Origin of the sequence: Sphingomonas sp. R86521 (assembly GCF_042466235.1) — a bacterium.
Classification (GTDB): Bacteria; Pseudomonadota; Alphaproteobacteria; order Sphingomonadales; family Sphingomonadaceae; genus Sphingomonas.
This window is the reverse complement of record NZ_JAXHBY010000001.1, coordinates 1287288-1299983: the sequence shown is the minus strand read 5'-3', so window position 1 is coordinate 1299983 and position 12696 is coordinate 1287288. Positions and strand designations below refer to the sequence as shown.

Annotated in this window: 10 protein-coding genes; all 10 read right to left on the bottom strand. The window is 65.8% G+C overall.

Going from position 1 to position 12696, the window contains the following annotated elements; all coding sequences use genetic code 11:
- Entirely contained in the window at window positions 1–798 is a 798-nt protein-coding gene (rutD, locus tag SJY20_RS06005; protein WP_380785688.1) for a pyrimidine utilization protein D, read from the bottom strand.
- Window positions 798–1181 (bottom strand): Rid family hydrolase, encoded by a 384-nt coding sequence (locus tag SJY20_RS06000; protein WP_380785687.1) that lies wholly within the window; start codon window positions 1179–1181, stop codon window positions 798–800. Before SJY20_RS06000 ends, rutD begins: the two co-directional genes overlap by 1 nt.
- A 22-nt stretch (window positions 1182–1203) precedes the next feature.
- Entirely contained in the window at window positions 1204–1926 is a 723-nt protein-coding gene (gene rutB, locus SJY20_RS05995; protein ID WP_380785686.1) for a pyrimidine utilization protein B, read from the bottom strand.
- Window positions 1927–2210: 284 nt separating this feature from the next.
- Window positions 2211–5690 (bottom strand): DNA polymerase III subunit alpha, encoded by a 3480-nt coding sequence (gene dnaE / locus SJY20_RS05990; protein ID WP_380785685.1) that lies wholly within the window; start codon window positions 5688–5690, stop codon window positions 2211–2213.
- 143 nt (window positions 5691–5833) lie between these two features.
- Window positions 5834–6313 (bottom strand): glutathione peroxidase, encoded by a 480-nt coding sequence (locus SJY20_RS05985; RefSeq protein WP_380785684.1) that lies wholly within the window; start codon window positions 6311–6313, stop codon window positions 5834–5836.
- Window positions 6310–6912 carry a GNAT family N-acetyltransferase gene (locus tag SJY20_RS05980; RefSeq protein WP_380785683.1) on the bottom strand — a complete coding sequence of 201 codons (603 nt, stop codon included), beginning with the start codon at window positions 6910–6912 and terminating at the stop codon, window positions 6310–6312. Before SJY20_RS05980 ends, SJY20_RS05985 begins: the two co-directional genes overlap by 4 nt.
- A gap of 59 nt (window positions 6913–6971) precedes the next feature.
- On the bottom strand, window positions 6972–7457 hold the full coding sequence (locus tag SJY20_RS05975; RefSeq protein WP_380785682.1) for a cupin domain-containing protein: 486 nt from the start codon (window positions 7455–7457) through the stop codon (window positions 6972–6974).
- Between the two features lie 164 nt (window positions 7458–7621).
- Window positions 7622–8338 carry an ABC transporter ATP-binding protein gene (locus SJY20_RS05970; RefSeq protein ID WP_380785681.1) on the bottom strand — a complete coding sequence of 239 codons (717 nt, stop codon included), beginning with the start codon at window positions 8336–8338 and terminating at the stop codon, window positions 7622–7624.
- The gene (locus SJY20_RS05965) at window positions 8331–9581 is read right to left on the bottom strand and encodes a lipoprotein-releasing ABC transporter permease subunit (protein WP_380785680.1); all 1251 of its coding nucleotides are present in this window, start codon (window positions 9579–9581) and stop codon (window positions 8331–8333) included. The genes SJY20_RS05970 and SJY20_RS05965 overlap by 8 nt, the downstream gene beginning before the upstream one ends.
- A gap of 532 nt (window positions 9582–10113) precedes the next feature.
- Entirely contained in the window at window positions 10114–12513 is a 2400-nt protein-coding gene (locus SJY20_RS05960) for a TonB-dependent receptor (RefSeq protein WP_380785679.1), read from the bottom strand.
- Window positions 12514–12696 lie beyond the last annotated feature (183 nt).

Genomic DNA, 12696 nt, shown 5'->3' with positions numbered 1-12696 from the left:
TTATCCCCCTGTTTCGGCGTCGAGCCAGTCGCAAAGCCACATGTTGAAATGGTCCGCGCGGGTCACGTTGCAGGCATGCGCCCCCACCGCCATCCGCGCCAGTTGCGCGCCCGGAATCCCCGCGGCCAGCTTCTCAGACGCCGACGGCGGCACCAGCATGTCATCGTCCGAGGCCACCAGCAGCGTCGGCACGCGGACCTCGTCCAGACGGCCTGCGATATTGAACCGCCGCGCCGCGGCGACGCGCCGCTGGATCATCTCCGCGCCGGGGAAATGCGCGAGATGCACCTCCTCCTCGGCCTGCAACGCCTCGTGATGATCCGAAATCCATTGCGGCGGATACAGGAACAGCGGCTGTGCATGCAGATAGGCGCGCGGGCCACTGTCGCGCAGCAACGCCAGCCGCGTGTCGAAGCATCGCGCCGTGTGTGGGTCCAGCTTCGCCCAACCGTTGATGACGACGAGGCGTTCGATCCGGTCCGGCGCATGCAATGCCAGCGCCAGCCCGATATGCCCGCCGAGCGCATGACCGACGAACGTGACGCGCTCGATACCGAGACCATCGAGCAACGTGACGACGTCTGCGGCCATCGCCTCCACGGTCAGGTCGCCCGGTACCTTACGGTCGGACCGTCCGGTGCCGCGGTGATCATAGGTGATGACGCGGTGGTGCTTGCCGAACGCCGCGAGGTTCGGTTGCCAATAACTGCCCGATCCACCGAGACCGCTCGACAGCATGATCGGCGGTCCGTTCGCGCGGCCGTGGTCTTCCCAGTACAGCCCCTCCGTCGTCGGCATCAGCCGAGGTGGGCGATGCTGGCGATCTCGACCAGGCACTCCGGCTTCACGAGGTCGGTCTTGATGCAGTAGCGCGCTGGCTTGGGCCCCGGAAAATACTCCGCGTAAACAGCGTTGAAGGCGGCATAGTCGCCAAGGTCTTTCAGGAAGATATGGTTGAACGCGACGTCCGCCAACGAAGCCCCCGCGGCCTCCAGCGTCGTCCGGATCACGTCGAGCACATGCCGGGTCTGCCCCGCCGCATCGCCGATGTGCAACACCACACCGCCCTCACCCAGCGCCAGCACGCCCGAGACGTAGACCGTGTTGCCGGCCTTGGCCGCCGCCGAATAGGGCGCGATCGGGGTCGGGAACTGCGGCGGGTTGATCGCTTCGAACGGCATGTCTGTCTCCCTTATTTACGCCTCACGGGCGCTGTCCGAACGATCCGCAGAAGTCCGCGACACTGCTCACCCAGCCGAAGAATTTCTCGATGTTGTAGACGGTTGCAGCCTGCATCTCAGTCGGGCCGAGATGATGCGTCGCATCCTCGAGCATCACCCCGAAATATTCGAGGTGGAAGCCGTCGCGCAGCGTGCACTCGACGCAGACGTTGGTGGCGATGCCGACGAAGACGATGTTGCGAATGCCGCGCGCGCGCAGCACGCTGTCGAGCTGCGAGTTGAAGAACGCGGAATAGCGCGTCTTGTGGACGCGGATGTCGCCGGGCTGCGGGGTCAGGGCATCGACGATCTCGTAATCCCAGCCGCCGCGCGCGAGGAACTGCCCGGCGAGTTCGGGCCGCGCGCGCATTGTCTTCAACGCGTTCGACTTGTACCAGTTGGGCGACCCCGGCCCGCCCGCCTCGACATAGTCGGGGTCCCAGCCATTCTGCAGGTAGACGACCGGCATCCCAGCGCCGCGTGCGGTGTCGAGCACCTTTGCGATCCGTTCGATTGTCGCGGCCGAACCCGAAATGTCGAACCCGGCGACGTCGACATACCCGCCGGGCGTCGCATAGGCGTTCTGCATGTCGATCACGACCACCGCGGTCTCGGCGGGGTCGAGCCGCAGCCCCTCGGGACGGGCGGCGAGCGTCACCGCATTGGCTTCGTTGGCACCGGCGCGAAGGATGGGATCCGCTGTCATTGCCGCAAGCTGCGCCCGATGCGGCTCGTTGTGCAAGTGCGAAATGTGCGGGCGGCTCGCGGCTCATTCCCGTCATCCCAACTGCTGATCCCGTTCAACATGTACGAGTCGCGGCCTTACCGTATCACGCCCCTCCTTGTTCTCCCGCGAAGGCGGGAGCCCAGTCTGGGTCCCCGCCTTCGCGGGGAAACACGTCTTCGGTGCTCGAAGCGGATAGCTGCGGTCATCGCAGCTAAGGCTGGCATGATCGGAGGGAGGCCGGCGGAACGCGAAGCCTTTACGCCCTACCCGACCAGCGCCAACCGCGTTTCCGAGTTCTTCAGGTCGATGCTCGTGACCCCCGGAAGCGTCTCGATATGCCCGGCCAGCTCTCCGTCGAGCAGGAAGTCGCGCCCCAGCAGGATAGTCAAATCGCATGTCCTGACCCGCACCTCGCCGCGAGCGCCGCGGTGGTCCGACAGCAGCCGCGACAAGGCCGCGAACGCCGACGGGTGGTCGATCGTCACCACCGCCTGGAACCGCGCGGTCGCCGCCAGTCCCTCGAACGGCTGGATGCGCTTGACGGTGACCCGCGGTGCGTCCTCGCCGGGCTTGCGGTCGAGTTCGACGGTGATCAGCCCGCAACCGCCCGCCTTCGCGGCCTCCTCCAGATCCGCTGCGACCGCATCGTCGAAACAGGTCGCCTGGAACTGCCCGCTGGCGTCGGACAGCTGCGCCATCATGTAGCGCTTCCCCCGCGCGGACGTGCGCCAGCGCGCATCCTCGACCAGCACCGCCATCGTGGCGCCGGCGCGGCTGCCGTCATCGGGAATGTTGAGCTCGGACAACGCGGTGTAAGCACGCGCGCCGTGGCTGTTGGCGATATGGCGGTGACGGTCGACCGGGTGCGACGAGAAGTAGAAGCCGAACGCTTCCTTCTCCTGCTCCATCCGCTGGCTGAGCGTCCAGCGCACGCCGGCGGGCAGCTTGATCGCGTCGCCGGCGGGCTCGGCATCGCCGAACAACCCGCCCTGCCCGCTGGTCTTGGCGTCATGCGTCCGCGCCGCGATCGCGAGGATGGTCTCGGCGGTAGCGTGGATGCCGGCGCGGTTGTCCTCGATCGCGTCGAACGCGCCGGCCGCGGCAAGCGTCTCAAGCTGGCGCTTGTTGAGCAGGCGCGGGTCGACGCGCTTGGCCAGCGCATCGAGGCCCGCGAACGGGCCATTCGCGACCCGCTCGACGATCAGCTTCTCCATCGCGCCCTCGCCGACGCTCTTCAACGCGCCTAGCGCGAAGCGGACCGCGAGGCCCTCACCGGCCGCTTCGACGTCGAATTCCGCCTGGCTCGCGTTAATGCACGGCGGCAGCACCGCGACGCCCATCCGCCGCATGTCGTCGACGAAGATCGCCAGCTTGTCGGTCTGGTGCAGGTCGTAGCACATCGAAGCCGCGTAGAATTCCTCCGGGTGGTGCGCCTTCAGCCACGCGGTCTGGTATGCCAGCAGCGCGTAGGCCGCGGCGTGGCTCTTGTTGAAGCCATAGCCGGCGAACTTGTCGATCAAGTCGAACAGCGCGTTGGCTTCCTGCGCCTTGATCCCGTTGACCTTCAGGCAACCCTCGACGAACCCCGCGCGCTGCGCGTCCATCTCTGCCTTCACCTTCTTGCCCATTGCGCGGCGCAACAGATCCGCGCCGCCGAGCGAGAAGCCCGCGAGCACCTGCGCGGCCTGCATCACCTGTTCCTGGTAGACGAAGATGCCGTACGTCTCGGACAGGATCGGTTGGAGCAATTTGTGTGGATACACAATCTCTTCGGTGCCGTTCTTGCGACGGCCGAACGACGGAATATTGTCCATCGGACCCGGCCGATAGAGCGAGACGAGCGCGATGATGTCGCCGAAATTGCTCGGGCGCACCGCCGACAGCGTCCGCCGCATGCCTTCGGACTCGAGCTGGAACACGCCGACGGTGTCGCCCTTTTGCAGCAGCGCATAGACGCCGGCATCGTCCCATTCGAGCGCGTCGAGATCGACCACGACACCGCGTTTGGCGAGCAGCTGGACACCCTTCTGCAGCACCGACAGCGTCTTCAGCCCGAGAAAATCAAACTTCACGAGGCCCGCGCCCTCGACATATTTCATGTCGAACTGCGTAACGGGCATGTCGGAGCGTGGATCGCGGTAGAGCGGGACCAGTTCGCTCAGCGGCCGGTCGCCGATCACCACGCCGGCGGCATGCGTCGACGAGTGGCGCGGCAACCCCTCCAGCTTCATCGCGAGATCCATCAGCCGCCGCACGCCATTGTCGTTGGCATATTCGCGCGCGAGGTCGGTGACCCCGTTAAGCGCACGCTCCAGCGTCCAAGGATCGGTCGGGTGGTTGGGCACCAGCTTCGCCAGCCGGTCGACCTGGCCATAGCTCATCTGCAGCACGCGGCCGGTATCCTTGAGCACTGCGCGCGCCTTGAGCTTCCCGAAGGTGATGATCTGCGCGACCTGGTCGCGGCCGTATTTCTCCTGGACGTAACGGATCACTTCGCCGCGCCGGGTTTCGCAGAAATCGATATCGAAATCGGGCATCGACACGCGTTCCGGGTTAAGGAAGCGCTCGAACAGCAGGCCAAGCTTCATCGGATCGAGATCGGTGATCGTCAGCGCCCAGGCGACCACCGAGCCCGCACCCGAACCACGGCCCGGGCCGACCGGAATGTCGTGGTCCTTCGCCCATTTGATGAAGTCCGCCACGATCAGGAAATAGCCGGGGAAGCCCATCTGGATAATGACGTCGAGCTCGAAGTCGATCCGGTCGCGGTATGCCTTGCGCCAGTCACCTTCGCCCTCGCCGTGGAGCTCGGTAATCCGTGCCAGCCGCCGTTCGAGCCCGGCATGCGCGTCGTCGCGCAGCATCTGCGCCTCGCCGGCCAGATCGCCCGCGAGCGTCGGCAAAATCGGTTTCCGGTACGGCGCCATCACCGCGCAGCGTTGCGCCACCACCAGCGTGTTGGCGATCGCCTCGGGCAGGTCGGCAAAGATCTCGTGCATCACCGGCGACGGCTTCATCCACGCCTCGGGCGAGCTGCGCACCCGGTCCTCGCTCTCGACATAGGTCGAATGCGCGATGCACAGCATGGCGTCGTGCGCATCCCCGAACGCGCTCTCGGTAAAGCAGCACGGGTTGGTCGCGACCAGCGGCAGGTTGTGCGCATAGGCGAGGTCGATCAGCGGATCCTCCGCCGCGATCTCGACCGCATCGCCGCGGCGGCACAGCTCGATATACAGCCGGTCGCCGAACAGACCCTGGAGCCGGTCGAGATAGGTCGCCGCCGCCCCCGGCTGGCCGTCGGCATAAAGCCGCGCGAGCGCACCCTCGCCGCCCGCGGTCAGCACGATCAGGCCATCGGTGCGGCCTTCGAGTGCGGCGAAATCGACATGCGCGGGCTGCTCGATCGGGCGATCGAGATGCGCCATCGACACCAGCGCGCAGAGATTGTCATAGCCGGTCTCGTTCTGCGCATAGAGCGCGAGCCAGTCGAACGGTGCGGCGACGCCTTCGGGAATATCGGGCCGACGGACCCCCAGCATGGTGCCGATCACCGGCTGCACGCCGTCCTTCTTGGCGGCGTCGGAGAACGCCATCGCCGCGTAAAGGCCATTGCGATCGGTCAGCGCGGCGGCGGGAAAGCCGAGTTTCCGCGCCTGTGCTGCGATCGCCTTGGGCTCGATCGCGCCGTCGAGCATGGTGTAACAGGAGAAGTTGCGCAGGGGCACGAAGCCGGAATGAGACATCACACCACCCTACGCGCAGATGGGTGATTCTGCCAGCGGTGCGCGGCCGGGACAGACCCCCCCGACGAACCGTCTGCCGCATTTGTTTCCCCGCGAAGGCGGGGACCCAGACTGGGCTCCCGCCTTCGCGGGAGAACAAGACGTCAGAGCAACCCCTCGATGTCCTTGCGGATATCCTCGGGCTTGGTGGTCGGCGCATAGCGATCGACCACCTGCCCATCCCGGCCCACCAGGAACTTGGTGAAGTTCCACTTGATCGCCTTCGACCCCAGCAGACCCGGGGCTGCGGCCTTCAGCGTGTCGAACAGCGGATCCGCCTGCGCGCCGTTGACGTCGACCTTGCCGAACACCGGGAACGTTACGTCATAGGTCAGCGAACAGAAATTTGCGATTTCCGCCGCATCGCCCGGTTCCTGCGCGCCGAACTGGTTGCAGGGAAACGCCAGCACCTCGAACCCGCGCGCGGCATAGTCGCGGTGCAGTGCCTCCAGCCCTTCATATTGCGGCGTGAACCCGCATTTCGACGCGGTGTTGACGATCAGCAGCACTTGTCCGCGATACGCCTCCAGCGCGACGGACGATCCATCGGCCGCCTTGACGGTGAAATCGGTGATCGCGGTCATCGGCAGTCCTCGTGTCGGGCCAGCAGGTACATCAGGTTCTGGCGCACGCCCGGCCATTCATGCGCGAGGATGCTGTAGACGACGGTATCGCGCAAGCGCCCGGTCGCGGTCACCTGATGCCCGCGCAACACCCCGTCGCGCCGCGCGCCGAGCCGTTCGATCGCCGCCTGGCTGCGCCGGTTGAGCGCGTCGGTCCGGATCTGCACGCTCTGGCACCCCAGCCGGTCGAACGCATGCGTCAGCAGCAGCAGCTTCGCCTCGGTGTTCGCGCCGGTCCGCTGCGCCCTGGTGGCGTAGAAGGTACCGCCGATCTCGAGCCGTCGGTTCTGCTCGCTCATCCGCATCAGGCGCGTCGTGCCGATCGTCTCCCCGGCCGCATCGAGCACCGTGAACGCCACCGCGCGGCCATAGGATTGCTCGGCGAAAACCTCCGCGAACCAGCCGTCGATATCCTTCAGCTTGGCGACGCCGGCGTAGAACAGGTCCCACAGCCCGTCGGCGGACGCGGCCGCGACCAGCGCGGGGCCATCCGCGCGATCGAGCGGGCGGAGCGTGACGTGCCGACCGGCGAGCGTCGGCGTTTCAGTCCATAGGTTCATCCTCTGCGGTTACGCACGCGCGGCGATGCCGACAACCCGGCACCGCCCCGCCCGAACGATCAGCGATGCCCGATGTCGATCGCCGGATCGACGATCCAGTCGCGCACGTCGGCCGCTCCGGCGCAACAACACGGATAGCAGTACGCCATGGTCGCGCCGGCGCGTCCGATCTTCATCTTGTACGAGACACCGCGCGGCACGAACATCCAGTCGCCAGCGTGCAGTTCGACCTCGTCATGTACCACGGAGCCCGCGACGATGATCCGCAGCGCATCGCCATTGTCGTGCGCGTGATCGGGCAGTTCGGCGCCGGCCTCCGCGTCGCTGATGAAGAACTGCGCCCGGTCGAAGACGAAGGGTAACTGGTATTTGGTGAATCCCGTCGGCACATTGGTGACGCCTAACTCCTTCAGCGCACCGGCCACGTCCGGGTCCTTCGATGTTAGCACGCGCGATTTGGTCTCCAGCTTATGCTTGGCGACCACGCCCTCGACGCGGACCGCGCCTTGCGCGAAACTGATCGGGCTTGGATCGAACTTTGCCATTTCCGTATTCCTGTCGCTTGAGTGACGAAGCACGCGAACGCGACCGCCGCTCGACCACAGGTGCTTCGGCACGGGACGATCGACCCGGATACGTCTCCGGCACCGTCACAGGCTGCGGGCAACGCACGGCCGGCGCAAGCCGAAGCGAGTCCGAAACGGTACCGCTACTGCAGCACGCCCTCATGCAACCGCAGCACGCGGTCCATCCGCGCGGCGAGCCGTTCGTTGTGCGTCGCGACCAGCGCGGCAGTGCCCTGTTCGCGGACCAGGCGGATGAATTCGGCGAACACGATGTCCGCGGTATGCTCGTCGAGATTGCCGGTCGGCTCGTCCGCCAGCACCAGCGCCGGTTCGTTGGCGAGCGCGCGTGCCACCGCGACGCGCTGCTGCTCGCCGCCCGACAGCTGGCTGGGGCGATGCGTCAACCGGTGGCCGAGCCCGAGCTGCGTCAGCAATTCGGCCGCCCGCGCGTCCGCCTTGGCGCGTGATGCGCCGTGGACGAGCTGCGGCAGCACGACGTTCTCGGTCGCGTTGAAGTCGGGCAGCAGGTGATGGAACTGATAGACGAAGCCGAGCTGGTCGCGGCGCACGATGGTGCGGTCGTGCGCGTTGAGCTTGGCCGCCTCGACGCCGGCGATGCGTATCGAACCCTCGAACCCGCCCTCGAGCAGGCCGACCGCCTGCAGCAGCGTCGACTTGCCCGACCCGGAGGGCCCGAGCAGCGCGACGATCTCGCCGGGCGCGATCGCCAGGTCGATACCGCGCAGCACCGCGATCGTCTCGCCGCCCTGCGTGAACGACCGCGTCAGCCCGGTCGTCTCCAGCACGGCCGATTGCGCCGGGGATACCGCGCCACCAAAGGCGATCTTCACGTCATTCATAGCGCAGCACCTGCACAGGATCGGTACTCGCCGCCTTCCACGCCGGGTACAGCGTGGCGAGGAAGCTGAAGACCAGCGCCATCAGCGCGATCACGACGATCTCGACCGGATCGGGTTTGGACGGCAGTTCGGTCAGATAGCGGATCGACGGATCCCACAGATTCTGCCCCGTCACGAACTGGACGAAGTTTACGACGGCTTGCCGGTAGAACAGGAACACGAAGCCGAGACCGAGGCCTGCCACCGTACCGAGTGCGCCGATCGTCGTGCCGACCACCATGAAGATCCGCATCAGCCCGCCGCGGTTCGCGCCCATCGTGCGCAGGATCGCGATGTCGCGGGTCTTGGCGCGCACCAGCATGATCAGCGACGACAGGATGTTGAACACCGCGACCAGGATGATGATCGACAGCACGGTGAACATCGCCACCCGCTCGACCGCCAGCGCCTCGAACAATTGCGCGTTCATCGTCCGCCAGTCCGCGATCACCGCACGCCCCGCGACCTTGTCGGCGAGCGGCGCGAGGATCGGCCCGACGCGGTCGGCATCGACCGTCTCGAGCTCGATCATTCCCACCGAATCGCCGAGCAGCAGGAAGGTCTGCGCATCCTCGATCGGCATCAGGACGTATGCCTTGTCGTAATCGTAGACGCCGATCTCGAAGATCGCGCCGACCGTATAGGTGACGATCCGCGGTACCGTGCCGAACGGCGTCGCCTGCCCCTGCGGGCTGATCACCGAGATTTCCGAACCGACCTGCGCGCCGAGCGAGTCGGCCAGCCCCGATCCGATCGCGACGCGGCCGCTGCCGGTGGTGATGCTGTCCATCGACCCCATCACGATCTTCATGCCCTTCTTGGCGGTGGTGCGGATGTCGGGCACCCGCATCCCGCGCAGCAGGATGAATTCCGATCGTCCGTTATAGCTCGCGAACAACGGCTGTTCGATCAGCGGCACCGCGCTGGTCACGCCCGGGGTCGCGCGCGCCTGCTTCACGACGTCGCGCCAGTCGGGCAACCGGCCGCCGACGCCCTGTACCACCGCGTGCCCGTTCAGCCCGACGATCTTGTCGAACAGCTCGGCGCGGAAGCCGTTCATCACGCTCATCACGATCACCAGCGCGGCGACGCCGAGCATCACTGCGACCAGGCTGATCGAGGCGACGAGGAAGATGAACGCCTCGCCCTTGCCCGGCAGCAGGTAGCGCCGGGCGATCATCCGTTCATAGCGTGACAGGATCATGGATGGTTCGATCTGGAAGGAAGCTTAAGGGCCGGCTCTACGGTGCAGGCCGGCGCGAGGCAACTATGACGCACTGGGGCACGCTGTGGCGGAATCATCACAGGGGGGCGTCATTCGTGACAGCTTCCTGTCAAATGCCGTGACAAAGATGCCTCCACTAACTAGCAAAACTCTTGCTGAGACACAGGCAACGGCCGTGGTTCGGGGAATGCTTTTACGCCCCGTCGCAAGACGAAGGGCGAGAGCGGGAAAATGGGGGCTGACGAGCGATCGTCACGCAGGCGCCCGGATCGGAAACGGTCCGGGCGTTTGCTTGTGCACCGCACAAATTCTCACGCCTTTCCTTACAAAACGTCGACGGGGAGCCGGGAGCTTCCGACTTCGACTCCCAGCCGACAGTTGCCAAACTACGCCGTCCAAGATGAACGGCGGGTTACTTCCAGCAGACCTTCTGTTTCATCCGAACCGGCACCACCGATTTACCAGCACGCCGCGGCTATCCTGCGCTCCTGCCCCGGCAGTAGCGCAAGGATCAGAACGATTTCGACACGGTGATGCCATAGGTCCGCGGATCGCCCGGCTGGCCGACCACCAGCCCCGTGCTCCCCGACTGCAGCGCCAGCAGCTCGAAATACTTCTTGTCGAACGCGTTCCGGAGCCAGCCGAACACGTTCAGCCCGTCATCCGCCTTGAACCCGAGGCGGAAGTTGCTGAGCGCATACCCGTTTATATTGGTGTACGCCGATGGCGACGGGTTCGACGAGAAGCCCGAGCGATAGCTGCCATCATAGCCGAGATAGACGCTCCCCTTCAGGTCGCCGATCGACGCCGGCACATCGTACTGCGCGCCGTACGAGAACGCCCATTTCGACACCCCCGGCAGGCGCTGGCCCGAAATGTCGCAGTTCTGCGGGCTGATGCCGCCCGGCGTCCCGGGTGCGCTGGCCGCCTGCCCCGCCGCCGCCGTAGTGCCTCCAGACAATTCGGGCGGGCACGGCGCATCGACGAACTTCACGTACTTCGCATCGGTATAGGCGCCGTTCGCATAGAGGCTGAGCTGCGCGGTCGGGCGGAACGCGGAGTCGAACTCGATCCCGCGGGTCCGCACCTTGCCCGCATTGGCCAGATACCCGCGCAGCACGCCTAGCTGGCCATTCGTCACGGTAGCCTGATACTCGCTGATCTCGGTCCAGAACCCCGCCAGGTTCAGCGTCACGCGGCGATCGAGGAACTGCGTCTTGAGGCCGAGTTCATAGTGATTGACCTTTTCGGGCCGCACCGTCGCCGCCGACAAAATCGGGGTGTTGGCGGCGTCCAGCGGCAGGCCGGACAGGTTGATACCGCCCGATTTGTAGCTGCGCGCATAGGTCGCATAGGCGTGGATATCGTCCGCGACCTCGTACGCCACGGTCAGGTCGCCCGACAGGTTCCAGCTGTCGAACTTCGGCTGATAGCTCTGCGGCGCGAGCACACCGCGCTGATCCGCGGTCAGCGCGGTGCCGGTGCCGTTGGTCACGACCGAAACGTAGTCGCCCTCCTTCTTGTCATAGTTCAGCCGCAGCCCGGGTGCGATCTGCAGCCGGTCGGTGACATGCCAGGTCAGCTTGCCGAACAATGCCGCGCTGGTGTTCTTGAACCCGATGGTGTTGCGCGAGGTCAGCCCGTCGAGCGTCGCGGGGTTGCGGCCGCCGGCGCTGGTCGGGTTGAGCAGGAACGCGCTCGCCGATCGCCCCTGGACCTGCAGCCCCTGGGTATCGATGGTCTGGTAGAAGTAGAACGCGCCGAGCACGTAATCGAGCGCATGCGTGCCGTTCGACGCGACCCGCAGCTCCTGGCTATATTGCTTCTGCTGCGACGGGTTCGCCGACACCGTCGTCACCGGCAGGCCGATGAAATCGCGGTCGTTCGACGGGTCCCAGTCCCAGAACCGCCACGCGCTGACCGAGGTGATCGTCGCCGCCCCCAGATCGAGATTGCCGACCAGCGACGCCCCGCCCAGTCGCTGCTTCGCGCGCAACGGGGTGTCGACATCGGTGACCCGATCGAACACGTCGGTCGACGGCACCGCATAGCCCTGCGCCGCCGCCAGCGCGGCATATTGCCGGTTCAGCGGTCGCTGAGTCGCGCCGGTACGCACATAATATTGCACGCAGCAATCCGGGTTCTGGTTGTTGAAATCGCCCGACAGCGTCAGGTCGAGCGTCTCCGTCGGCTTCCACAACAGCTGCCCGCGCACGCTCTGATTGTCCTGCGCGTTAAGGTTCTTGCCGGTCACGACATTGTGGATCGTACCCTCGCGCCGGGTGATCGACGCCGACAGCCGTAGCGCGAGCTTGTCGGCAATCAGCGGCCCGGACACCGACGCCTTGGCCTGGACGAACGCCAGATTGCCCGTCGTCAGCTCGACCCGCGCCTCGGGCGTGAAGCTCGGTTTGCGCGTGTAGACGTTGATCGCCCCCGCCGTGGTGTTCTTGCCGTACAGCGTGCCCTGTGGCCCGCGCAGCACCTCGATCCGCTCGGTATCGGTGAAGTCGAACGTCGCCGATGCGATCCGGCTGTAATAGACCTGGTCGACATAGATGCCGACGCCCTGTTCGATGCCGTCGTTCGTAAGGCCGAACGGCGCGCCCAGCCCGCGGATATTGGCGGCGGAATTGCGAGGATTCGTCGAATAGAATTGCAGCGTCGGCTGCAGCTGGGTCAGCCGGTTGACGTTGTACGCGCCGGTTTCCGCCAACGCCTGGCCGCCGATCACCGAGATCGCGATCGGCACGGTCTGCACCGTCTCAACGCGGCGACGCGCGGTAACGACGACATCGCCGCCGCCCTGCTGCGCGGGACCTAGCTGGCCCGGTTCGGGCTTTTCCACCGCTTGTTCGGTCGGTGCGGTTGCGGCTTGGGCGGCCAGCAGAAACGCAAGCGTAAGCGACATCGAAATCCCCCTGTTGAAGACTCAATGTCCCCTGAATCACTGGATGATCAAACAAGGCGATGCTTGGGGATGAAAAAGATGCGCTTGTCGGGCGAAATGCCCCTTGAACCGCTTTTCGGGCGACCCAAATCTGCGCCGCGCGCTGCCTTTTGGGCTGCGTGGCGGCGTCGCCTCCGGGGGCGC